Origin of the sequence: Peribacillus sp. FSL P2-0133, assembly GCF_037975445.1 — a bacterium.
GTDB classification, from domain to species: domain Bacteria; phylum Bacillota; class Bacilli; order Bacillales; family DSM-1321; genus Peribacillus; species Peribacillus simplex_E.
Genome location: NZ_CP150254.1, coordinates 4,802,479 through 4,827,670, shown reverse-complemented (window position 1 = coordinate 4,827,670; position 25,192 = coordinate 4,802,479). Strand labels below are relative to the sequence as shown.

At 40.6% G+C, this 25,192-nt stretch carries 23 protein-coding genes; 18 read left to right on the top strand and 5 right to left on the bottom strand.

Annotated features, from left to right (window positions below; genetic code table 11):
• Positions 1–9 precede the first annotated feature (9 nt).
• The 4 genes from MKY17_RS23220 (at position 10) to MKY17_RS23205 (ending at position 4,737) form a co-directional block, all read left to right on the top strand.
• Positions 10–1,575 (top strand): SagB family peptide dehydrogenase, encoded by a 1,566-nt coding sequence (locus MKY17_RS23220; RefSeq protein WP_339200844.1) that lies wholly within the window; start codon positions 10–12, stop codon positions 1,573–1,575.
• Positions 1,576–1,781: 206 nt separating this feature from the next.
• Complete coding sequence (locus tag MKY17_RS23215) at positions 1,782–3,212, top strand: PLP-dependent aminotransferase family protein (protein ID WP_098373816.1); 1,431 nt, start codon at positions 1,782–1,784, stop codon at positions 3,210–3,212.
• A gap of 587 nt (positions 3,213–3,799) precedes the next feature.
• Positions 3,800–3,994, top strand: coding sequence for a hypothetical protein (locus MKY17_RS23210; protein WP_339200842.1), 195 nt, complete (start codon positions 3,800–3,802; stop codon positions 3,992–3,994).
• Between the two features lie 299 nt (positions 3,995–4,293).
• Complete coding sequence (locus MKY17_RS23205) at positions 4,294–4,737, top strand: YfmQ family protein (protein WP_098373427.1); 444 nt, start codon at positions 4,294–4,296, stop codon at positions 4,735–4,737.
• A gap of 141 nt (positions 4,738–4,878) precedes the next feature.
• Here MKY17_RS23205 and MKY17_RS23200 read toward each other — a convergent pair whose 3' ends face one another.
• The 3 genes from MKY17_RS23200 to MKY17_RS23190 form a co-directional block, all read right to left on the bottom strand.
• Positions 4,879–5,757 (bottom strand): MurR/RpiR family transcriptional regulator, encoded by an 879-nt coding sequence (locus MKY17_RS23200; RefSeq protein ID WP_260397913.1) that lies wholly within the window; start codon positions 5,755–5,757, stop codon positions 4,879–4,881.
• 106 nt (positions 5,758–5,863) lie between these two features.
• Entirely contained in the window at positions 5,864–6,556 is a 693-nt protein-coding gene (locus MKY17_RS23195) for an N-acetylmannosamine-6-phosphate 2-epimerase (protein ID WP_098373428.1), read from the bottom strand.
• A 31-nt stretch (positions 6,557–6,587) separates the two neighbouring features.
• The gene (locus MKY17_RS23190) at positions 6,588–8,123 is read right to left on the bottom strand and encodes a maltose/glucose-specific PTS transporter subunit IIC (protein ID WP_098373429.1); all 1,536 of its coding nucleotides are present in this window, start codon (positions 8,121–8,123) and stop codon (positions 6,588–6,590) included.
• Between the two features lie 360 nt (positions 8,124–8,483).
• Here MKY17_RS23190 and MKY17_RS23185 point away from each other — a divergent pair, with 360 nt between their 5' ends.
• The 12 genes from MKY17_RS23185 (at position 8,484) to MKY17_RS23130 (ending at position 21,708) form a co-directional block, all read left to right on the top strand.
• Complete coding sequence (locus tag MKY17_RS23185; protein ID WP_094246708.1) at positions 8,484–8,834, top strand: DUF2294 domain-containing protein; 351 nt, start codon at positions 8,484–8,486, stop codon at positions 8,832–8,834.
• 192 nt (positions 8,835–9,026) lie between these two features.
• Positions 9,027–10,064, top strand: coding sequence for an ABC transporter substrate-binding protein (locus MKY17_RS23180; RefSeq protein WP_098373430.1), 1,038 nt, complete (start codon positions 9,027–9,029; stop codon positions 10,062–10,064).
• Between the two features lie 21 nt (positions 10,065–10,085).
• Positions 10,086–11,015 (top strand): nucleoside hydrolase, encoded by a 930-nt coding sequence (locus MKY17_RS23175; protein ID WP_098373431.1) that lies wholly within the window; start codon positions 10,086–10,088, stop codon positions 11,013–11,015.
• 24 nt (positions 11,016–11,039) lie between these two features.
• Positions 11,040–11,864, top strand: coding sequence for an ABC transporter permease (locus tag MKY17_RS23170; RefSeq protein ID WP_076372199.1), 825 nt, complete (start codon positions 11,040–11,042; stop codon positions 11,862–11,864).
• Between the two features lie 6 nt (positions 11,865–11,870).
• Entirely contained in the window at positions 11,871–12,659 is a 789-nt protein-coding gene (locus tag MKY17_RS23165; protein ID WP_076372201.1) for an ABC transporter permease, read from the top strand.
• A 14-nt stretch (positions 12,660–12,673) separates the two neighbouring features.
• A complete protein-coding gene (locus tag MKY17_RS23160; RefSeq protein WP_098373432.1) occupies positions 12,674–13,738 on the top strand; it encodes an ABC transporter ATP-binding protein in 1,065 nt (354 codons plus the stop codon).
• Between the two features lie 16 nt (positions 13,739–13,754).
• Complete coding sequence (locus tag MKY17_RS23155; protein ID WP_339200839.1) at positions 13,755–15,470, top strand: adenine deaminase C-terminal domain-containing protein; 1,716 nt, start codon at positions 13,755–13,757, stop codon at positions 15,468–15,470.
• A 224-nt stretch (positions 15,471–15,694) separates the two neighbouring features.
• A complete protein-coding gene (locus MKY17_RS23150; RefSeq protein ID WP_155726505.1) occupies positions 15,695–15,847 on the top strand; it encodes a hypothetical protein in 153 nt (50 codons plus the stop codon).
• A 696-nt stretch (positions 15,848–16,543) separates the two neighbouring features.
• Positions 16,544–18,448: an endonuclease MutS2 gene (locus MKY17_RS23145; protein ID WP_339200837.1), complete on the top strand. Its 1,905-nt coding sequence runs from the start codon at positions 16,544–16,546 to the stop codon at positions 18,446–18,448.
• 948 nt (positions 18,449–19,396) lie between these two features.
• Positions 19,397–19,810 carry an Rrf2 family transcriptional regulator gene (locus MKY17_RS23140; RefSeq protein ID WP_339200836.1) on the top strand — a complete coding sequence of 138 codons (414 nt, stop codon included), beginning with the start codon at positions 19,397–19,399 and terminating at the stop codon, positions 19,808–19,810.
• A gap of 66 nt (positions 19,811–19,876) precedes the next feature.
• Complete coding sequence (locus MKY17_RS23135; RefSeq protein WP_339200834.1) at positions 19,877–20,782, top strand: NAD(P)/FAD-dependent oxidoreductase; 906 nt, start codon at positions 19,877–19,879, stop codon at positions 20,780–20,782.
• Between the two features lie 293 nt (positions 20,783–21,075).
• Positions 21,076–21,708: a class I SAM-dependent methyltransferase gene (locus MKY17_RS23130; RefSeq protein WP_098373438.1), complete on the top strand. Its 633-nt coding sequence runs from the start codon at positions 21,076–21,078 to the stop codon at positions 21,706–21,708.
• Between the two features lie 271 nt (positions 21,709–21,979).
• Here the strand turns inward: MKY17_RS23130 and MKY17_RS23125 are convergent, their stop codons facing one another.
• Together MKY17_RS23125 and MKY17_RS23120 are read right to left on the bottom strand one after the other, a co-directional pair.
• Complete coding sequence (locus MKY17_RS23125) at positions 21,980–22,123, bottom strand: hypothetical protein (RefSeq protein ID WP_169803985.1); 144 nt, start codon at positions 22,121–22,123, stop codon at positions 21,980–21,982.
• A 33-nt stretch (positions 22,124–22,156) separates the two neighbouring features.
• Entirely contained in the window at positions 22,157–23,122 is a 966-nt protein-coding gene (locus MKY17_RS23120) for a DMT family transporter (RefSeq protein ID WP_339200832.1), read from the bottom strand.
• Between the two features lie 134 nt (positions 23,123–23,256).
• On the opposite strand from MKY17_RS23120, the gene MKY17_RS23115 reads away from it, so the two are divergent.
• Complete coding sequence (locus MKY17_RS23115; RefSeq protein WP_339200831.1) at positions 23,257–24,153, top strand: LysR family transcriptional regulator; 897 nt, start codon at positions 23,257–23,259, stop codon at positions 24,151–24,153.
• Positions 24,154–24,246: 93 nt separating this feature from the next.
• On the top strand, positions 24,247–25,140 hold the full coding sequence (locus tag MKY17_RS23110; protein ID WP_339200830.1) for a LysR family transcriptional regulator: 894 nt from the start codon (positions 24,247–24,249) through the stop codon (positions 25,138–25,140).
• The last annotated feature ends 52 nt before the right edge of the window (positions 25,141–25,192 follow it).

Sequence of the window (25,192 nt, the reverse complement as noted above, 5' to 3'; positions counted from 1 at the left end):
GGTTGGAGGATGAGTCTAGAAGCATTTTTGCACAATTTGCATTTTGATATCGAAAAGGCAAGTCCGCCGGATTGGGAAGTGGATTGGAATGATGCACCGCTGACGTATAAGCTTTACCGTGACTTGCCTGTTTTTCCGCTATCACTGGAGGTGCCGCTGACGCTAGAGAGTTGCAGCGGGCCTTCTAAACAGGACCTTAAAGGAATCGGTCATTTCCTCTGGTATGCATATGGCCTGACCCAAGTCAGTCAGGTACCGAGCTCCTCGGAATCTGAGGACCTCATGCAGTCATTCCGGCGTTTTCCGCCATCAGGGGGAGCTTTGTATCCAAGCGAATTGTACGTGTACTTGAAGATGGAGGGATTACCTGCTGGTGTATACCATTATGATGCGGCACACCACCGGCTGGTTTTGCTGCGGGAAGGGAATTTTGATTCATATATAACAAAAGCTCTTGGTGAAAACTTTGATATGTCCGCATGCTTTGGCACGGTTTTTGTATCGACGATGTTTTGGAAAAACTTCTACAAATACAATAACTTTTCATACCGTCTGCAAGGTCTGGATGCAGGCGTGCTTCTTGGACAGTTGCTCGAAGTGGCGAAACGCTTTGGAATCGCCGCTGGGGTGTGCTTCCAATTCCTTGATCGGGCCATCAATCATCTGCTCGGGCTTTCGGAAGAGGAAGAGAGCACGTATGCGGTGATCCCCTTATCGGCAGAACCTTCTTTTAGATTTAGAGAAGAAAGGAGTATGGACCGGCCTGTCACTTCAACGGTATTATTGCCGGAATTGACGGATATTCAGCCTGAACACTATGTTCGATCGCAAAGAATCAGGGAATTTCCGATGCTGACTAAACTGAATGCAGCATCCATGATCGAATCCACCCAATCATTCCGGCGGATCAGTCCGAAGAATGGGGCGAAATCCGAAGGACATATTGTAGCCCTTCCTATCGTGAAGCGGCTGTCCTATGACCTGGCATCAGTTTGCCGGAAGCGGTTTTCACCTGAAATGGACTTCGCACTCGGGAAAGTCAGTCAATGGCAGCTGGCTGCTCTCCTGCAGGAGGCAACCGCTTCGTTCTCCTATCGAAATGACTTGGATGGAAAAAACGAGAACAACGAAAATCGCGTTTCAATATATGCATGTTTGTATAATGTGGAAGACATTCAAGATGGTGCATACCATTACGACAGCACGACACATTCATTACAACAAATACAATCAGGAGATCAGCGGCTCCGATTGCAATACGGAATGTCCCTCGATATCATGAATTTTCAGCAAGTGCCGATTTGCATACATGTAGTTGGCGAGCGGGACCATTCCAAAACGCAACTTGGATATAGAGGATACCGCATCCAGCAAATGGAGGCGGGGATGCTCGTTCAGAAATTACTGCTAGCTTCGTCAGCCCTAGGAATGAACGGGCACCCGCTGCTCGGCTTTGATGTGAATATGTGTGATGAACTTTACAGGATAGGCGGTCCGAGGAAAACGAGCCTGATCCAAATCCCGATCGGATACTATCGGGATCGCCCTTGGCTGAAGGGGAGTCTGCATAGTTGAAAAAGATGAAACGAAAGCCTCCATTTCATTTAAGGAAATGGAGGCTTTCGTTTTTATTTTGCAGTACAGCTTTTATCCTAAAAGTGCAATAATCTCGGCTGAAGATTATACTGGAATAAAAGGTTTTACTGCTTTTGGGAATGAATAGGTATATAAAGTTAATAATTTAGTACGCTTTTAACTAAACATTTTAAAGGATGTAGCTTATGGAATGGAAAACTGACAGAAAATCCAAGAAGCCTTTATATAAACAAATAGCGGCTTACATCGAGAGTGGCATTGCTGATGGTACATTTTTATTGGATAAGCCGCTACCGTCCGAACGCTTCTTGGCAAGTGAACTGGGAGTTAACAGAAGCACAGTTGTTGCGGCTTATGATGAATTGGAAGCAAATGGACTGGTTGAACGAATCAAAGGTAGCGGCACGATGATCAGTAAGGATATTTGGGGAATTACACGAAAACGTATACCTAGTTGGAATAGATATATCGAAGCGGGTTCTTTTTTGCCCAATATGCCAGTAACCCAAAGAATACGTAAAGAGACGGAAGGGCATAACCTTATTAACTTAGCTAGCGGGGAGCTTTCTGAAGACTTATTTCCAGTCCAATCCTTACGTGAAATCATTTCTAATAGGTCCTTCATTGGTAGTTTGGGTTATGATCACCCTCAAGGCAATGCGGTTTTAAGGGAAACGATAACCAATCATGTTAAACAGTATAGGAGAATTGATACGCATCCATCTTCCATCCTCATTACTTCTGGTGCACAGCAAGCCCTACATCTGGTAGTCCAATGCTTGTTAAAGCCAGGAGATGCCGTTGTTTTGGAAGATCCATCATATAGTTACAACCTTCCCATCTTTCAATCCGCGGGGCTAAGAATTTTTCCTTTACCAGTTGATAAAGATGGCATCAACCCGGAGGATTTACTGGAACTCCATAAAAAACATCGGATCAGGATGATTTTTTTGAACCCTGTATTTCAAAATCCTACAGGGACTGTCCTTCATATCAACCGTCGTAAAAGGATTCTGGAACTTTCATCCGAATATGGAATACCGGTCATAGAAGACGATCCTTATAGTTTAACTTCCTTTGCCGGTGAAGAAATTTCCACTCTTAAATCGATGGACAACAACGGAAACGTTTTATATATAAGCTCTTTGTCAAAAATTGTTGCTTCCGGATTAAGAATTGGGTGGATTATAGGACCGAAACCCGTTATAGAGAGACTATCTGATGCCAAGCAGCAGGTTGACTTTGGCCATGGCTCATTCACTCAATGGATAGCAAATGATTTTTTGGATTCAGAGTATTTTCCTGCCCATATTGCCTACTTAAGGGAGCAACTGGAAAAAAGAAGGGATGCAATAGTTTCGAGTCTTCACGAATTCCTGCATAAAGAAGTTGAGTATTTTTCGCCAAATGGTGGAATTCATTTGTGGTGTAAGCTGAAGGTGCCATTGAACGAAATAAAGTTACTTGAGGAATCCATCAAAAGGGGAGTCATATACGTTCCCGGTTCAACATTAGGTACAAATAAGGAATATGTACGCTTTACTTTTGCAAGGGAAAATGAGGATTCCATTCACGAAGGCATCAAAAGGTTTGCAGAGGCTGTAAAAAGTTTATAATGATATTCTTTCATATTTACGAGAGAGAATCATGATGATTCCATGATTCCAGACTGTAGACAAACTTGTTCGGTTTGCCTGCAGTTTTTTAATTAAAAGGTTCCGGTGATTTCAGAAATCCACTCCCTTTCCGCCGACTGTCTGCCAAGCCTCCTCGGCGTAAGAACATCATTTAAGTTACGTTTTCCGACCCACTTTTGTCTACTAACTGGAATCATGACAAATTCATGATTCTTTTTTTGTCTTTTTCGAGTAAGCAAGTTAGGTCAGGAGTTGCCACAAGACGTGGTATCTTAGCCATTCCTTCAGAGAAGCTGTGCACCTTTCTATGTAATTAACGGAAGGATTCAGCAAGTGGATGGTGTAAATTTCACTTGATTGGATGGTCCTAAAATTGGTTGTTCTTTTATTATAGAGAAGTAGGGTTTTCTAATATAATTACGAAGTGCGATCTACCTGGCCTATTTAATTTTGACCTGCCAATTAGGAACGATTTTTTATGTAGTTACACTACGATATACGATGAGAATCGGAATAATTTGAAATGGTTCAAGGAAATAGATAATAATATGGGGAGGCGTTGAATCATGACGATAAGCGTAATATTAGTAGTAGCCATTAGTTTAGTTGCCCTGGTTGGCACCCTTTCGTTAGCGGGGAAGAGTGATAGTGATTATTCTACGGCAACGAGAGGGAATTTGTTGAACCTTAGTTATATTTATATTGGTCTTGCCCTAATATTAACTGTGGGCATCATTTACTTCGTAATAAAATTAGCCTAAGATATCACGTGAATGATTATTATAATAGCATACCAAAATGCATAGAAATATAGGCTTAATTGTATAAAACTCATGTTTTGTACGAGTGATTTACAAGACATACTCTATTTGTAGGAAATTGTGAATTTGTTCACATATGTGGCGGGAATGTGAACGAAAAGAATCTGATTGATACGTGAAAAAATCACCATTGTAAGCTGAGTGAACAATAAACACGTTAATAGAACGGTCATTTCAAAGCAAACTGACCGCCTCTTTCAATTAAACATTAAATTATAACGTAGCGGAGATGATGAAATATGACAGTGCCTGTATTGATTTTGACAATTATCTTAGGTTTACTTAAATTATTAGTTACCTGCCTTCCAACCGATGCAGTGAATTGGATTCTGAGTAAATTTAAAATACATTCAGAAATTAGTGGCGCGAATGCAATTGTAACCTTTGATGGAAAACGTTTGGAAGGTGAAGACAAAATTCAAGTAATTAATTATTTTAACGAAGCTAAGTTTTTGAAAAAAATTCATATATTCCCAGGGAACGAGCAATTGTTTTTACATCCAGAGAACAGTGGGATTCCAATAATGATTGATACTAAAAGAGGAAAAAACGATGTTCGATTATTTGTGTACATTTACAACGACCATGTGGATGTAGTCAAACAGTACAAGAATAAAGTAGTTGCGTATAGTCTTCTTTCCGAAAGCCTCCAAGAACGTTCCATGCCAGTAATAGGGATTTAGTTTAAAAGGAACATAAAAATAGACGTCTTTTAAAGTGGACTGCACCCCAATTGTTAGTAACATCCAAACAATTGGAGATGCAGTTTTTTATATGATTCGTGTATGGGTAAGTAAATGTACTTTTTACGGATCGTCCGAAAGTCAGTCATTCTCGGTCAATACCTTCAAAGTCTTTTCCCTGATGCTTATCCTGTTTTTATAATCTTTAGCAACCAACTCTGTATATATTAAATCAAAAAGTAATAGCAGCGGAAGCAATGGAGAGATGTTTTGCCCCATATGCATGCTGTTTTTGCTCGTGACCAATAGCGATATATCGCCAAGCTGTGAGAGCTCGGAATTCTTATCTCCAGTAAAGATCAAGATGCGTGAGCCTTGCTTCTTTGCGATTTTAACTGCAGAAATCACTTCTTTCGTTGTTCCGGAAATGGAAATGCCGATGACAACACTATTCTCGTTACTTAAAGCTGCATCCATCATTGACTGGTGGGGATCTGTAATAGCTTCAACAGTTAAGCCGATACGGAAAAACTTTGACTTGAACTCCTGGGCCGCTATACCTGAACTCCCTATTCCATAAACATGAATCTTATTTGCCTGTGTAAGGTAAGATACAGCTTTTTGGATATCGTCATATGTGGTTATATGAAAGGTATTATCAATGATACCTAAGTGATCTTGATACAGTTTAGCGAAATAATCCACCTGCTTGATGTTCTTCATATTTTTCGGTGTATTTCGGAGATCCACGAACCGTTTTAACTCATGCCTGAACTCATTGAACCCGGAAAAGGCTAGTTTCTGGCAAAAACGCGTAATGGTTGCAGGTGAAATATGAAGCTTTTTAGCTATTTGACTAATGGTTAACTGACTTACTTCTTCAGGGCGCTGCAGAATGTAATTGGCCAATTCTTCTTCTGTTTTGGTGAATTTGTCCATGCTGCACTCAATGCCATATATGAGGTTTTCTGCGAGATATTCCATTTGATCACCCATTTCAAATTTCTTATATGTATTCATAGTTTAATGTATCCATTAGGGACGTCAATAACCTGAGGAACCATGAATCGTAAAAAAGACCCAAACTGTTGCCAGTCTGGGTCTTTTCATTACTATGTGCAACGTTCTATTCTTGGATAGCATCCACGAATCTTTTAGTGATTTGCTGCGGCCTGGTAATGGCACCGCCAACTACTACTGCATGGACATTCATATCCAATACAGAGCGGGCGATTTCCGGTGTTATGACATTTCCTTCCGCGATCACTTTCGCTTTTTTCACTGCTTTTACTATCTCTTTGAGCACTGCATAGTCATCCTGATATATTTTCTGGCCGAACGTTTCGTCCGTATAGCCGTATAAAGTGGGCGCTACAATATCGAATCCTAAATCGTCAGCGAATATGGCTTCCTCAATGGTGGATACATCCGCCATTAGTAAAACATCGGGATATTTTGCTCTTATTTCACCATAAAACTGCTTTAACGTTTTACCGTCCGGTCTTACCCGGGATGTAGCATCCGTCGCAATGATTTCCGCTTTGGTTTCCATCAATGCATCAATTTCGGCCATTGTGGGAGTGATATAGACATCGTTTTGTCCATACACCTGTTTAATGATCCCTATGACTGGAAGGTCCACATTTTTCTTGATTTCCATTATGTCAGCTACAGAGTTTGCGCGAATGCACTTCGCACCTCCTTCTTTGGCAGCAATGGCCATGCGTCCCATAATAAAAGAGCTGTGCAGCGGCTCATTCTCCAATGCTTGACATGATACAATTAAGCTTTTGTGAATTTTATCCAGCACCTGTTGCATGTTTAACACGTCCTTATCGTTATCTATGTTCTCAATGACCCAAGTATTCTTCCACTTCATTTTTGATGATCGTCACTTGGGGACCGTAAACTATTTGAATGCCATTTCCTTTTTTAACGACGCCTTTTGAACCGGTTTGTTTAATGACGTCCTCTTTCACCAATGATTCATCCTTTACCGTGACACGCAGACGGGTTGCACAGCAATCGACTATATCGATATTTTCCTGTCCGCCTAAACCATTGACGATGGTCTGGGTTCTCTCTGATGCGGTTACTTGTGTAACGGCGGCCTGTTCATCATCTTCACGGCCGACCACTTTCAAATTCTTCTTCCTGATCAAGAATTTAAAAGTGAAGTAGTATAGGAAAAACCATGGAATACCGACGAGCAGTACATAAATCCAGTTTGTTTTACTGATACCCTGGAGTATCCCGAATAAAGTAAAATCAATAAATCCTCCAGAAAAGGTTTGACCGATCGTTATATTGAATATATCTGCCATCATGAAGGCAAGTCCGTCAAACAAGGCATGAAAAACATAAAGGATCGGGGCGACAAATAAGAAACTGAATTCAAGCGGTTCGGTGATGCCTGTTAAGAAAGAGGTCAAGGCAGCTGAAAGAAGCAAGCCGGCCACGACTTTCTTATTTTTAGGTTTAGCGCAGTGATAAATGGCCAGTGCAGCGCCGGGTAAACCAAACATCATCGTGATGAACCGTCCGGACATGAACCGGGAAACACCCTCATAGTACTTGACGGTAGTCGGGTCGGCCAATTGCGCAAAGAAGATATTCTGGGTCCCGCTGACAATCTGCCCTTTAATCTCCATCGTTCCGCCTAAAGCTGTTTGCCAGAAGGGAAGGTAGAAAATGTGGTGCAGCCCTAACGGCCCGAGCATTCGTAATATGAATCCGTAAAAGAAAGTCCCGATCGTACCTGTGCTCGTTACCAGCGCACCTAATTGGTTTATGAAAAGTTGGAAATAAGGCCATACGATAAAAAGCACGGCTCCAACCAAGATGGACGCGAAGGAAACGATGATCGGAATGAAACGGGAACCACCGAAAAACCCTAAAACTTGCGGAAGCTGAATTTTATTATATTTATTGTGCAAAAGTGCGGCAACGATACCTACTACGATACCGCCAAACACACCGGTCTCCAGTGTTTGGATCCCGACCGCCATTCCCTGTCCGGCACCTGCCAAATTCTCTTTGGCAAGTTCCCCGTTTATTTGAAGCAGTGCATTTATTGAACTGTTCATGACGAAGTAGCCGATCATGGCTGCCAGTGCAGCGGTCCCTTTATCCGAACGTGCCAGTCCTACTGCAACACCTACGGCAAAAATGACCGGCAAGTTGCCGAATACGATGCTTCCTGCAGAACTCATGATCGTGAAAATGGCCTGCAGCCAAGCAAAGTCTAAAAAAGGATAGGCCTCAACTGTATTTGGATTGGAAAGAGCACCGCCAATTCCCAGCAATAAACCGGCCGCTGGCAAAACGGCAATCGGGAGCATAAAAGATTTACCGAACTGTTGCGCTTTCTCAAAAGCTTTCTTCATAATAATTCCTCCCTCATTTAACGAGCCTTTGATACTCTCTATTTTTAATCGCTCTATACTAACTATATTAAATCCAGATGATAGCGTTTTCAATGCGATGCAAGGTTATATCAATTGTTTTCAATCCTGCGCTTATTTCTCTGAAAAAGTTTTCATTAATAGAAGTGCTGAATCGGATATAAAGTTATATAAATATATTGAAATCCCCATATACTTATTTTTATAATTCGTGTATTGGTCAGTAAATGTACTATTTAATTAAAAAAAACATTTTTTTTGTGTGAAATCCGAATATTATCTTGTGCAATTAAAAAAAAGTATATATAATTACCTCAAACGATAGTTTGGCAGGTGATAGTCATCTTACCGATAAACTCTAACGAAACGAAGAAATTGCTTTCTCATATGTATAATGAGGTATCGAAGGAATTGTTCGGCTTTGGTACGACGCTGCTGAAGGTTACTGTTGAGCAGAATGTGATTACATTCCAGGCCAAACATCGACGTGCCCCGCGCTCTGAAGCTTTAGAAGGGGAAGTTCCCAGCCTGAAGCAGGAGGTTGACTTCCATATGTCCCTGCTTTATAAAAAGAAACTGAAACAAAAGCTGGAAACGCAAACAAATTGGGATATTGAAGCTGTCCTGAGGGATTATGACTCAGCGACGCAGCTGGCATTCACCAATATTGTATTGAAGGAAAAAATTATATAATCATATAAATGGATTTCCCTTCGGATTTATCTGAAGGGAACGCCACTAGAGAGCCAAATGATAAGTTTTATCTTTGTTTACAAAGAAAAGACAATCTTGGGTAGAATTTCAATTCTATTTAAGATTGTCTTTTTTTACATTTATATCAGTAAAAAGGAAATTTTAAACAATATAAAATTGGAGGTTTGAATGATGAAAAAAATATTGATGATGTTATCGCTTTTCACATTAGTTTTAGCTGCATGCTCTTCAAAAGAGGATGGAAAGGAAAAACCAGCCAAATTAGTCGTTTCCACTTGGGGATTCGCCGATGATTTCTTCCGTCCGGAAGTCTATGAGCCATTTGAAAAGGAGCACAATGTCGAGATTGTCGTTGATTCAGGAAATAATGCAGATCGATTGAACAAAGTACGCCAAGCGAATAGCGATGTGGATGTTATTTATTTATCTGATTACTATGCACAGCAGGGCATCGATGAAGGGTTATTTGAGAAAATTGACGATAGCAAAATTCCGAATATTGATAATATATACGACAAAGCAAAAGCGCCGAATGGCGATGACTTTGGACCAGCCTATACGATTGCACAATTTGGCATTGCCTATAATCCTGATGAAGTGAGTAAACCGATCACCTCTTGGAAAGATCTTTGGAGCAAGGATTTGGCAGGGAAGATCACAATCCCATCCATCACTTCAACAACTGGACCGATGTTTTTGGATGCCGCTTCAAAAGTTAGCGGAAGTGAAGAGTTCAATGAAGATAAAGCCTTCGATCAAATGAAAAAGATCATGCCGAATGCGGTTAAGGAATATGGACAAACATCAGAGTTCGTCAACATGTTCTCGCAAGGGGAAATCGCTGCAGGCCCGATCATGGAAATGTATTTTGGTGATTTACAGGAAGCCGTTCCTAATGCTAAGTTCATTTCCCCTGAAGAAGGCGGCTACGCAGTGATGAATACGGTGAATATTGTTAAAGCCAGCGATCAAAAAGAATTAGCCGGCGAATTCATGAATTACATCTTAAGCAAGGAAGTTCAGGAAAAATCAGCGAAAGCGAAAGTGGATTCTCCTGTCAATACGGAAGTCAAGCTCTCTGAAACGGAAGCGAAAGGCTTAACCTATGGAGATGACGTCATTAACAGTCTGCGTGTATTGGACATGAAGTTTGTAAATGAAGACTCTAAACAATGGATTGATCGTTGGAACCGTGAACTTACACACTAAGAAAGAAACGAGGTGTGCTTGATGAAGAGAAAAATGATTCTTGATGTGGATACGGGAATAGATGATGCGATCGGGATCATTCTTGCTGTTAAAAGCCGTCAATTCGACATATTGGCGGTAACAACGGTGAACGGGAATGTATCGCTTGATACGGCCACATTGAATACATGCAAAATATTGGATTTATTGAGTGAACAGGACATTTCAGTCATAAAGGGGGCCGATAGCCCAATTATCAGGAGCCCCTATTTTGAACACCGGATCCATGGCGAAGACGGGATTGGCGGAGCCTTGAAGGATGTGCCAGTCAAAAAGCAGCCTGATGATGGATTTGCTTCTGATTTCATCATCAATTCCATTTTGAATTTTCCTGGTGAAGTGACGCTTGTCATGACGGGACCTCTTACGAATTTGGCCTTAGCGGTGAAAAAATGTCCGCAAATCACCAAGCTCGTTAAAGAAGTCATTTTCATGGGCGGAGTTGTTCAAGGGGTTGGCAATGTCACGCCAACCTCCGAATATAACACGTATGTCGATCCTGAAGCAGCCAAAATCGTTTTACAGGCGGGATTCACATCCATCACGCAAGTTGGTCTTGATGTCACGAGAAAGGTTTTATTGGGTGAAGAGCATATCCAATTGATTCAAAACGATGCACTTGCTGACTATATAAGGGAAAGTACATCAGATTATCGGAAAAGGTATTTTGAACGTAACGGTATATGGGCCTGTGCGATGCATGATCCATTGGCTGTTGCCATTGCTTTGCAAGAAGATCTTGTCACCAGAGAAGAATATTATGTGGATGTTGAAACAAAGAGTGAGCTTTGTGACGGACAGATGGTTTGCGACTTTCAAAATAGGCTGATGAAGCCGCCAAATGCGCATGTTTGTCTGGATGTCGATGCGGAAGCGTTTTTCGACCTGTTTATTCGCATAATCAATTCATAAATAATACGAACAGGGGGTTCCGAGGTGAAAAAACGCTATCTATACCTGTTGCTGTTTCCAGGCGTTCTATTTTTAACGATTTTCATGATCATTCCGATCCTAATGACGATTGGCACGACATTTTTTAATGAAAACGGCGGCTTTTCCATACAAGGATATCTCGATTTTTTCCAAGATCGATACTTTATTGAAATTCTGCTGACGACACTTAGGGTGAGTCTGTTCACGACAATCATTTGCATTCTATTAGGATTTCCAGCAGCTTATTATATTTCAAAACTGAAACAACGAAAAAAAGCCATCATGCTTTTGCTGACGATCTTCCCGCTATTGACAAGTCCTGTGGTCCGCTCATTCAGCTGGATGGTGATTATCGGTAAAAACGGTGTGGTGAATAAATTGCTCATGGGCATGGGATTGATTGAAAAGCCGCTTGATATTTTATACACGCCTACGGCCATCATCATCGGATTGGTCCATTTATTCCTGCCATTGATCATCGTAACGCTGGTGGGTGTGATGGAGAACATCGAGACTGACTTATTAAAAGCGGCGGAGAGCCTTGGAGCATCAAGGTTGGCAGTATTCTCGAAAGTGGTCATCCCGCTTTCGGTTCCAGGTTTGGTCATTGGCAGCATCCTTGTTTTTGTAGGGAGCTTCACTGCCTATACAACGCCTGCTTTATTAGGTGGGAAACAGCGGGTCATTTCGACATTTCTTTATCAAAACGCGATTACATTGAACGAATGGCAAGTGGCATCGATTGTCGCTACCATAATGATTGCGGTGACCGTCCTTATCATATCGATCATGAATGGTTTGGCAAAAAAATTAAATCCAAAGGGGTAGAGGTGTATGCAGGAAAAAAATCGAGGATTGGCCCTGTTTACTCTCCTGGTGTTCCTTTTTTTACTAGGGCCTTTGCTTATCATATCCGTTACGTCATTTGAAGGCGGAAATATTTTGAAGTTCCCGCCAGAAGAGTTTTCTTTAAGATGGTATGAAAATATTTTTAATGTGGAAATGTTTTTGGTCGCTTTTAAAACGTCCATCCTTGTTTCACTGGCAGGAAACCTTTTGGCACTGTTACTGGGAGTGCCGGCTGCCTATGCATTAAGCCGATTCGATTTCAAAGGGAAAAGCGTGATTAATGCATTTTTCGTTTCTCCCATATTAATACCGGGAATTGTGCTTGGCTTTGCGTTTTTACGTTATATTGTGGGGACTTATCAGCTTCCGATTTATGCGGCCCTGTTTGTGGGACATACTGTTATCATGCTGCCGTTCATCATCCGCGTCATTTCTTCAAGCTTATCAAACTTTGACTTTTCCATTGAAGAAGCGGCGGAGAGTCTCGGAGCCAGTAAATTGGGCACATTCTTTACAGTCGTCCTTCCGAATATAAAATCAGGAATTCTTGCGGCAGTCATGATCGCCTTCTTGGAATCCTTCAATAATGTAGACATTTCAGTTTATATGACAGGCCCTGGGGTAAGTACGTTTCCGATTCAGATGCTGACGTATGTGGAGAATTATTTCGATCCTACCATTTCGGCCATTTCCGTATTACTCATGTTCATAACGGCTTTCTTCATGTTTATAGTAGAACGGCTCATGGGATTGTCTTATTTCACAAAACGATAAGGAGGTAATGATGGATGGCTTTATTCACTTTACAAGATATATCTGTAGCATATAACAAACAGAATATATTAAAAGATTTCAATCTTGAGATTGAAAAAGGGAAACTGGTATCCCTTCTTGGCCCGAGCGGCTGTGGGAAAACGACGACCCTGCGTTTAATTGCCGGGTTTTTACAGGCGAACGAAGGGAAGTTTTTATTCAAGGAAAAGGACTATACGAAAGTGCCCGTCAACAAGCGGAATTTTGGCTTTGTGTTCCAAAACTATGCATTATTTCCGCATTTGTCGATATTCGATAATATTGCATTCGGTCTTCGTCTGAGAAAGAATTCTAAAAGTGAAATTGAAAAAAAAGTAATGAATGTACTCGAAATCGTTAATTTAAAAGGGTTTGAAAAGAGATATCCCCAAGAGCTTTCCGGAGGGCAAAAGCAGCGGGTTGCGATTGCCAGGGCGCTGGTGATTGAACCGGACATCTTATTATTTGACGAGCCATTGAGCAATCTTGATGCCAACTTAAGGGTGAATATGAGGGTCGAGATTCGCCGTATCCAACAAGAGCTGGGGATTACAACGGTATATGTTTCCCATGACCAGGAAGAATGCTTTTCGATATCCGACCAGGTGGCGATCATGAATAAAGGGATCATCGAGCAGCTTAGTGATCCTGCGACCATTTACAAATATCCTGAAACCAAATTTGTCGCAGACTTCATCGGCTTCAAGAACTTCATTGACTTCGATAAGCGGACAGATCATCAAGGTAAAATTGAACTGAACAAATCCGGATACTCATTTGTGCTGCACAAGGATGCACAAATGACCAATACAACGGGAAAAATAGGCGCCATCAGGCCGGACGATCTGTTGATCAGGGAAAAAGATAACACTGGAGCTGTTCAGGAAAATAGTTTATCTGGCCGGGTTAAGGTAAGTACCTATCTGGGAAGAAGCTATCAATATGTCGTTGAAACTCCAATAGGGGATTTCACCGTGAACAAGGAAATGGCGGAATCCTATCGGACGGGTCAGGAAATCATCCTTGAAATTCCGAAAAACCAGATGGTGCTTGTTGACTAGCTTAGGAGGGTAAGTTATGCGAATGGATATGCTTGTAAGAGATATCAACGTGTTTAACAGCTATTTTAAAAGATTTATTAAAGGGAATGCAGCCATCAAGGATGGAAAGTTCTATTATATTGGAGACCGGGAATTGGATGCCTTCGATGTGGATCGAATCGTCGATGGGCAAGGGAAGTATATGGTTCCAGGCCTGATCGATATCCATCTCCACATTGAAAGTACGATGGTGACGCCTGCGACTTTTTCCTACGGGTTAATCAAGAATGGCGTGACGACGATCGTGCCGGAACCGCATGAAATGGCCAATGTTTTCGGAATTTCCGGTGTGAAGGAAATGATCAAAGCGAGTAAAGATTGCGTAGCGGATATGTTTTATGCCATCCCGAGTTCCGTTCCTGCCACATCGATGGAAACAACAGGCGGTTCTATCGAAATAGATGATATAGATGAATTGATGCAAACGGAGGACATTAAATGTCTCGGCGAGATCATGAATTACTATGAGGTCATAACCGACCCCGATTGCAAAACGAATAAGATTTTGTCCCATATCCGTTCCCGGTATCCAGATCTGATCATAGAGGGGCACGTTCCAAAGCTGCTCGACTTGGACTTGCAGAAGATTGTTTATGCCGGAGTGAATTCAGATCATACACACCAGACCGTGGAAGGGATGGATGCGAGGATCGCTGCCGGAATGTTCATTGAAATTCAAGAAAAATCAATGACTGAAGAAGTGATAGATTACTTGAAGGAAAATCAGGTGGATGAGCATTTCTGCTTTATCACCGATGATGTCATGACGGACTCTTTCCAAAACAGAGGACATCTGAATGTCCTTTTAAAGAAAGCCATTCAAATGGGGATGACTCCGGAAAAAGCCATTTATGCATGCACCTATACACCTGCACAACGGATGAGGATGTATGATCGGGGCGCCATTGCACCTGGAAAAACGGCAGATTTCCTGCTGCTATCGGACTTGGAAACATTTGAAATCGAACAAGTATACAAAAAAGGTGAGCTTGTTTATGAATCTTCACGGCCATATGTGCAAGAAGTGAAAGAAAGACAATTTCCTGGGCATTTCTATCAAAGTGTGAAGCTTGCCGAACTTACGGAAAACGATTTTACCATCACAATCCCGGATATGCTTGAACGCAGCAAGTGCCGGATCATAAACGTGCAGAATGGTTCTACTTTCACATCTGAAACCCATGATCGCCTAGATGGGAAGAATGGTCAATTATGCTGGGAAGAAAGCCCTTATGGCTTAATCGCCACATTCGAACGATATGGGAAAAACGGTAATCGGGCCCACGGGTTGATCACCGGCGATGTCTTGAAGCGTGGAGCGGTAGCCACAACCTATTCGCATGATAACCATAATCTTTTGGTGATTGGCCATAATAAGCAGGATATGATGATTGCCGCTAACGAAGTCATAAGGAAGCAAGGCGGAGTCTGCTGTGTTGAAGACGGCAAGGTCCTATCCATGATTCCTCTTCCGGTAGGGGGAATCCTTTCCGAAGAGCCAATGGACATCGTATCAAGGCAGGTTCAGCACCTGACAGATGCACTTAAATCGTTAGGCTACGAACATTATAATGTCATCATGTCATTAAGCACCTTATCACTTCCTGTCAGCCCGGCCCTGAAAATAACCGACCATGGATTGATCAACGTGAATGAAGGGAAAACAGTCCCTCTCATAATGAGTGAAGCTTAAACCGCAAAGGGGATTATCCAATGGATAATCCCCTATTTTTAATGGCTAAACAGGCGTCAAATGTAAGCAGCACTTGTAAGAAGCACACTCTCTTATCGTATTTCATTTTCATATAATTACCATATTGGGAAAAATGTGATAAAATAGAGGGACAACTGAGGATAGAGTGGTAGGTCACAGTTTTGCTTTTCCATCTAATGATTGATGGGGAAGGGGGTGGCCGCATGATTCATTTCTTATTGAACTTAATTACTGATATGGGTAAAGAGATATTTGTTGCTGTAGCAACCAGTCTTATCCTGTCTGTGTTCGCCAAGAAACGGAAAAAGAACCACTCATCCTCCCAAGATGGCAATGGTTCTTCTTCTGACGATTAATTAAGTTAGTTGTGACCAACCACTCTTGCTAGTTGTCAGCCTCATGTTAGCGCATGGGGCTGTTTTCAGTTTATGTTAATATAAGGATAACATACCCCCATTTTAAAGTAAATATTCAGACACTGAAATGGGAGTTACTTATCATTTAAAATCATGGGCTTGGCGCATTTTTGTTTTCTTGAATGGAGTGATCCATTGATCGACTCTTTTAATGAATTATACAACTTTGGAGAACACAAAAAAAATAATTGACTCTTTCTTACTGATATGGTATGTTAAATCCAATCTAAGAAAAGGTGTGGTGTTTTATGTCGGGAGTAGGTATCAACTAATTTAGTTGAATAAGGTATTTAATCACTGATATGTCAGTGGATTAAGTATGCCTTTTTTCACAGTGCAATTCTGCATTGTGAATACCTACCTTAAGACTGCTTCCTTTTCCATAAATCGTGTAACATGCAGGTGTTACGGCGAAAAGCATGGTGGGATTTGTCCTATCATGCTTTTTTGTGTACGCAGGTCTATTCGAGCTGCCCAATTTGTTATCGATTTTAGGTACTTATCTATAGATAAGGCCGTGCCCGCAGGAGCTTTCTACTCAAATGGCTTGTTCATTTGTAAAGGTAGGGGGACCATTGCGGGCATTTTTTGGATTCGGGAATTTTAATCACTCACTCATTCAAGGAGGAGCATTAGATGAATACAATGACTTATGAAAAATTACAATATATCCAACTCAAGGAAATGGTGAAAAACCATTGCGTAAGCGGTTTAGGAAAAGCGTTATTGGATCAGCTTAAGCCGAGCAGCACTTTGAAAGTCGTAAAAAATCGTTTGAACGAGACAACGGAGGCAAGGAACTTACTGAATGCGGAAAGCCATATACCCTTGAAAGGCATTTCACATATTGGACTCCATATCGACAAACTGGAAAAAGGAATGATCTTGGAGCCGTCAGAGTTAGTGGCGATAGCAGACTTCTTAAGAGGCTGCAGGAATATCAAGAAATTCATGACCGATAAGGAGTTCTTTGCACCAACACTGAATTCCTATGCCCGCTCCATGACTGAATTCAGGAGCATTGAAGAAGAAATCCAATTCACCATAAAAGGAAATGCTGTCGTTTCCGAAGCAAGCAGGGACCTGAAACGGATCAGGAACCAAATCATCAAAACTGAAAGCAAAATAGAGGAACGGCTGAATAAGTTCTTGAAGAGCGGAGCCAATAAAGAGTTCATTCAGGAATTTTTCATCAGTAAAAAGGATGATCGTTACACCATCCCGATCAAAGCCTCCTATAAAAATCAAGTGGCCGGAACGATCGTGGAAGTATCTGCAAAAGGGGCTACCGTGTTCATCGAACCTGCTTCGGTGACGAAATTGAATGTAGAATTGGCCAGTTTAAAAGCGGAGGAATCGATGGAAGAGTATCAACTTTTGGCCACATTATCAGGAACGGTCTTCGAACAGCTGAAACCGATCAAGATAAACATCGAGTTAATCAGTCAATATGACATGATCTTCGCAAAAGCCAAGTTCAGTAAAAGCATGGATGCCATCGAACCGAAAATCAATGATCATGGCTATATTCAATTAAAGGGCTGTAAACATCCCCTTTTACCTCAGGACAGCGTACCTTTGGATTTTGAAATCGGTAAGGACTATCGCAGCTTGATTATTACAGGCCCTAATGCCGGGGGTAAAACAGTCGTCCTGAAAACGATCGGCATCCTTACATTGGCCGTCATGTCAGGGCTGCATGTTGCCGGGAAAGAAGGGACGGAGCTTGCCGTCTTCGATCAAGTATTCGTCGATATCGGTGATAATCAAAGCATCGAAAATGCACTGAGCACGTTTTCATCGCATATGAAAAACATCTCGGAAATCATGGGGGAATTAACCAATAACTCCTTACTGCTGTTCGATGAAATCGGGAGCGGAACAGAACCGAATGAAGGAGCCGCATTGGCGATCGCCATCCTTGAGGAATTTTATCAGAGGGGCTGCATAACCATTGCGACAACCCATTATGGTGAAATCAAGCGCTATTCGGAAATACACAGTGATTTCATGAATGCGGCCATGCAATTCAACAGTGAAACACTTGAGCCAAAATACAAGCTGATGATCGGTCAATCCGGGGAAAGCAATGCCCTCTGGATAGCAAAAAAAATGAATGTTCGTGAAAAGGTTCTGCAAAAGGCAAAGCTCTATATCGACAATAAAGACTACGACTTGGAGCGTGTCCAGGAAAGTAAAATCAAAAAAGCGAAGCCAACGGCCATTCCTAAGGAAGCATCTTATGAATATGAAGTCGGTGACAAAGTGAAGGTAAGCGAACTGAATGGATATGCAATCGTTTATAAGAAAAAGGATTCATACAATAATGTCGTCGTTCTTTTCGAAGATACCTTCAAGGAAGTTCATGCCAGTAGGCTCGAGCTGGAAATAAAAGCCGTCGATTTATATCCTGAAGGCTATGATCTCAATACTTTATTTGTCAGCTATAAAGAAAGGAAATTGAACCATGACTTAGAACGGGGATCGAAAAAGGCGCTAAAGAATGTAGCAGCGGATATCCGGAAGAAGCTTGGTGAATAAAAAGAGTTGGATTTTAAACGGGAAAAACCAAATCCTGATGATTTATGAAATTGTAATATAGCGGTTGTGATAACCGTGTTCCACCAAAAAAAGTTAGACATCGGCAGGGTATGAGTTCTGTTTTAACAGGGCTCATACCCTTTAATTTTGTCTTAATTTCTCGTGTGGAGAAAGAAGGATTAGGCTCTAGACGCAGATATAAAAGGTATTAAACAATCAAAAATTGTAAAGAGGGAATTTTAAAAGTAATCAAGTTTAATAGCTATTAAATTTTAAAAAAAATTCAAAAAACGAAGAAACAACAAAATCAATTAGAGATGAAAGATAAAATAAGAAAGGGATACATACATCATCTGAAAAAGGTTGTTAGTATCACCTAGATATTTAGCTTCTTACATCTTTTGAATGATCAAACATCTTTAAAATAAAAACTGAACTTAGAAAAAGTACTGGTATTCCTACAACAAAATAATAAATACCTTTGGGCATATACATATCAAAGAAATATAAAAATAATACTACCCGGAGAAATAGGACAATATATTTTTTTGATTTTTTCATTATTAATCAATCATCCTTTGAATTTAATAAAAATCTATCCAATCAAAGCAAAGCCAATTACTCCGTTAAGGTTAAACACCCAAATACCTAGAAAGAAAATTACAGTTTGCTAATCCTTGTTTCCAAAATAAACTATTTTTTTAGTCGGTGGGTTCCAAAAATGACCAGTACAATTCCAGAAATGATACGGCCCTTCTTGTTTAGAGGGAGCGTTGTCGTCGTTACTTTCTCGTGTGGATCGTTACCAGTCAAATTATTACAAGAAAAGATTTCGGCAGTATGATCATCGTTAGGTGAGGTAAAAAGTTTGCGTTTTTTTTGTAGCTTGAGTTACAATCAATTACGGATATTAAAAGTCTGTAATAGTTTTAATTATGAGGTGCATCAATGAAGTATTCAAAGGCAACCAATTATGCACTACATACAATGGTGCATTTAACGATGGAACCAAAAGGTCAGACGGTAAGCGTGGATCAGCTGGCGTACATGCAGGATTTGTCCCCTACTTACTTGTCGAAGATTTTGACGAAGCTTGTGAAGGCTGGATTAATTGAATCAGTGCCAGGGGCAAAAGGCGGCTACAGTATTTCACGCCGGGCGCAGGACATTTCCTTTCTGGATGTTATTGAAGCGGTGGAGGGTCAGTCGGTGCTTTTCAACTGTGCGTTTGACCATGAAGAAAGCGAGTGTTTAATTGAGCGCGTGATGATCGAGGCGGAAGGCAACATGAAGAAAGAACTGGCTGGACGAACGATTCAAAGCATTGCGGAGCAGCGTCAGGAAACAAAAAAAGAAAAATAAATTTTTTTACACAAATTAAGGATATTAAGGGTCTTTAATAGATTTTATAAAGAAGGAGTGTTTTATGTGTTGGATTGTGTAATTGTTGGTGGAGGACCTGCAGGACTGAATGCCGCATTGGTCATGGGGCGTGCTGGGCGGAAAACAATTTTGTTTGATGAGGATAAACCCCGTAACCAGGTGACGCAGGAGTCGCACGGATTTATCACACAGGATGGGGTAAAGCCGTCAGAATTCAAGAAGCGGGCAAGAACGGATGTCCAAAAATATCCGTCCGTCTCCATTAAGGAGGAGCGGGTGGAGATTATTGAAAAAGCCAGTGGTGTGTTCCGAATTCAAACGAAAGGCGGAACGGATTACATGGCAAAAAAAGTGCTTCTCGCAACAGGTCTTCGGGATGTTTTGCCGGAGATTCCAGGCATACAGAATGTATACGGAACGAGTGTTTTTGGCTGTCCGTTTTGTGATGGCTGGGAAATGCGGGGCCAAGCATTGGCGGTGATTGCAGAAAATGAACGGGCTTTTCATATGGGAAAACTGCTGTCAAACTGGAGCGGTGATGTAATTGTGTTTACAAATGGCTATCAGGTGCTTGATGAGGAGAAGGATATCTTTGCTAGGCAGCACGTAACAGTCGTGGAAGAAAAGATTGAAAGTCTTAAATCGAAAGGAGGGAAGCTGACATCGATCCGGCTGCAAAACGGACAGGAAATCAAAAGGGAGGCAGGGATTGTGGTCACAGACTTGGCGCAGTCTGCTCCTTTTGCGGAACAGCTCGGCTGCGAGATCACTCCAAACGGCGGGATTAAAGTGGATTCATTTGGACGAACAACAGTTGAAGGAGTATTTGCATGCGGAGATACATCACTCAGCACGCCTTCTCAGCTGGTGATTGCGGCGGCGGAGGGCAATAAAGCGGCGGCTGGAGTCATCATGGATTTAGTTGAAGCTGCATTTCTTTTGGAGGCATAAAATCCTTGAATGCATAAGAGTATTTTTCAAAAGAAAAAGATCTTTTCGTAAAGATTGTTGTTTTTAAAACGAAACTATTTAAGGTTGATTGGAGCGGAAGTGCGAGACTCCTGCGGGAGCAGCGGGACAGGTGAGACCCCACAGGCGTTCACGCCGAGGATGCTCACCGCCCGCCCCGCGGAAAGCGAGCAATGGAGGGGAAATCAACCACACCGCATTATTTGGTGAATAGCAACAAAGTATGCGAAAACAGCCAAAGAAAGAGAGCTAATATTTGTAAAGGAGATTGAGGTATGACAGAATTCTGGGAATCAAGTTTTATAGAAAATCAAATGATGTGGGGATTTGAACCTTCAGACTCCGCAATCTTGACAAAGGACTTTTTCCTTGAGAATAAAGTTAAGGATATATTGATTCCTGGTATTGGATATGGCAGAAACGCAAAGGTTTTTATTGATAATGGAATAAATATAACAGGTATTGAGATTTCAAAAACAGCGATTGATTTGGCAAGGCAAAATGGGCTTAATATTAGTATTTTTCATGGTTCAGTAACCGATATGCCTTTTGATAACAAACTTTATGATGGTATATTTTGTTATGCACTTATTCACTTATTGAATAATCGTGAGAGAGAAAAGTTTATTAAAGATTGCTATAATCAGTTAAAGCCAAACGGTTATATGATTTTTACTACTATTTCAAAAGAAGCGCCGATGTTTGGAAAGGGCAAACAACTGGATAAAGACTATTTCGAGATAATGGAAGGGGTAAAAATGTTTTTTTATGATTCCGATTCGATAAAACAAGAATTTGGGAAATATGGATTGATAGAATCTTCGGAAATTGTCGAGCCCCATAAGAATATGGAAAACAAAACTCCATTTAAATTTATAATGGTAAAATGTCAAAAAGAACTATCATAAAAAATCAAAAATAGTGAATTGTTAATTGATAAGGCTTATGAAGTGCTTACGCATTAGCCATAAAAAGGGCATGTTTTGATCAATCATTTTTCAACGCATGCTCTTTTCTATTTGCTCGCGGCCGCCTACAAAGCGAAGGTAAGCGAACTGTGGATATGCAATCGTTTATAAGAAAAAGGATTCATAGATGATGACGTCGTTCTGGTTAATCGTACAAAAAAAGCCTATCTAAATGACAGGCTTTTTTGCGTTGTATCGCCAAAAGTCTATTTTACTTAATTCTTTTACTTCTATTATGATATAGATTAATTAATTCTGCATTTTGCTCATTCATCTTTTTCACATTCTTATTAATCGTGGCCAATTCCCACAGTACAGCTAATCCAAAGATTAGCATAAGCGTTAATAAATCCATTGTTGCCCTCCTATTGATGTTTTGTACCTTTAATCAAATGATTTTTTTCAATTTCCTTGGATTCAATTTCTCAACTTGGGAAGGCAAGTTTTTTCTTTGATAATAATTGTTTTGAAACAATGCATATATCACTAAAAAAGTTCCCAGTAATTCGAATGATGATAGTGATTTTCCTTGGATAAAAACGATGACCAACGTGGTTATTGGAACTAAATTGATAAATAGGATCCCATTGATCGGCGTTAAAAGTTTAATGCCTAAATTCCAGCTTAAAAGGGCAATGGCACCGGGGAAAATAATCATGAAAATCATTTCGCCATAAATGGATTGCATAACCTCTGCTGTAGGGACAGACAGGCCCATTGCAGTTGCGAGGAATGTTATGAGTGCTGATACTGCCGTTCCTAAGATGCACGTTAAAGTCGAATAGCGGAGTGTTGACCATCCATTAAATTGTTCGCCGCCCATCGTATATATAACCCATCCTATAACCCCGATGAGTATGAAAAGGATAGGGATGAGGCTATCTTTCAATAAAAATACGAATGATATATTGCCATTGGTAATGACAAGAATGGCCCCTATCAAGGCAATGAACATGCTGGCAATGGTATATTTCATGGGCCTGGCATTTTTGAAAACCCACAGAATTAAAATTGAAATCATGGGCATTAATGATTCCATGATGGAAGCGACAATTACCCCGTTATGTCCCAGTAAGTCTTGACCTGCGAAAATGAGAAAGTTGTATACAGTGAACGCCATCGTTCCAAAAAACAATAATTTCTTCCCTTTCCCTTCCAGGCTAAAAGACTTCTTCCCCTCTTTAATTAAAAGTAATATCCCTAAAATTACGCTAACAGCTAAATATCGCAAAAAAGAGAAATAAAAAGGATCAATATACATTAAGGCCCTTTCTGCAACTGGAAACATCGCTCCCCAAGAAATGCTGGCTGTCAAACATAAAAGTGCACCGATTAAAACTTGATTTTTTTTCATAAAAGCTTCCCCTCAAAAATAATGATTGATTAAATTCCTATACACACCTTATGATAAAGTCATTATCATGTAAAATGACTTAAAATGAATATAATCATCATTATTAATGATAGTTGAGAAAGGGGGGCACTTTTATGGAAATGCGGGATTTGCAAATATTCCAGTGTGTCGCTAAATATGGCAGCGTAAGTAAGGCGGCTGTTGAATTGAATTACGTCCAATCCAATGTAACGGCTAGGATTAAGCATTTAGAGCAGGAGTTACGGACGCCTTTATTCAATCGACATAAACGTGGCATGTCTTTAACTGCAGAGGCTAGAAAAATGCTTGAGTATGTAAACAAAATTTTGCTTGATGTGGAAGAACTCAAGCAAGTATTCCTGGATAGTGAAACACCTACAGGGATATTGAACATCGGTACAGTTGAAACGGTCAGCGATCTTCCCAAGATTCTTGCCTCTTATTATAAACAGTATCCAAATGTCGATTTATCCATAAAGGCGGGGATAACCGAGGATTTAATTAAAGATGTTATCGAACATAGGTTGGATGGCGCTTTTGTTACAGGACCGATTAAACATCCGCTCATTCAGCCATACGATGTGTGTACAGAACAACTTGTCTTAGTTACAAGAAATGAAACATTTAACCTTGAAGAAATTATAACAGAACCATTTTTAGTATTCAGTCAGGGTTGTGGCTATCGCTCTAAACTGGAACAATGGCTGAAAGAAGAAGAAGTGATGCCCAAAAGGATCATGGAGTTCAATGTATTGGAAACGATCTTAACCAGCGTGACACTCGGCCTTGGCATTACCCTCGTACCACAATCAGCGGTAAATCACCTTACAGTCACTGAAAAAGTGCACGTGCATGCAATTCCTGAAGAATACGGCAATATCTCGACTGTCTTCATTCACCGTAAAGATGCCTATATGACAAACTCCATGCGAAGCTTCTTACAAACCATTGAAGTTCATCATGACAACCGATTTAAGCAAAATCTTGGATACACTCCTGAGCTAATATGAAGGAAGGGGAGCAGCATATTCTTTACATAGAATGATGGAGGATCACTGAAACCGATTATTAGGCTGCGAAACTATTAGGGGTGGCGAAAACGTATGGATGAAAAAGATTGTTTAATTTTGCAATATTTATATAAAGACCAGAATCTTACAAAAGCTGCAGAGCGACTTTACATGACCCAACCCGCATTAACGTACCGCGTAAGACAAATTGAAAAGGAATTCCAGACTGAAATACTAGCTAAAAATGGGAAAAATATCAAAATGACACCTGCTGGAGAATATTTGGTAAGCTATGCAAAAAAAATGCTCATAGATTTACGTGAAACCAAAGAGTATTTATTGAGTATGGGAAGCGAAACGAAGGGTAGTTTGAAATTAGGTATAAGCAGCCATTTCGGACTTTATAACCTGCCTTCCATTTTGGAAGAGTACATGGTGAATTGTCCTATGGTCCATTTAAATGTTGATACGGGCTTCAGTACGGAAATGATGGAATTGCTTATGCAAGGTGAGATTGATGTTGCGATTGTAAAAGGCGATTATGAGTGGTTCGATGAAAAGTTTCTTCTTGAGGAAGAAAATATATGCATCATTTCAAAAGATGAGATATCTGTTGATACCCTTCCAGACTTCCCGATGATTAATCGCAAAGAACCGAATGTTTTGCTGAAATATAGAAATATATCGCAAATTCCCTCTGAAAAAGGTATTGATTATTGGTGGAATGAAAGGTTTACATCCCCTCCTCTGGTAATGATGCAAGTGGATAGTTATGAGACATGCAAGGAAATGGTCAAAAAAGGGTTTGGGTATGCCATTATTCCTCGTGTTTTTTTGCAAAAAGATGATGACTTGTTTTCCCATGATTTGATCTTAAAAAATGGTGAAGAGATAAAAAGAAGAACATGGATGTTATACCGGCAATCATCTTTACAATTAGCCAGTGTTTCCAAGTTTGTGAGTGAAATTAAAAGGCTATATTGCTAAAAGGAGTTATTGATTGTACTCCTTTCAGACTGTAGGCAAACTCGAAGAAAAG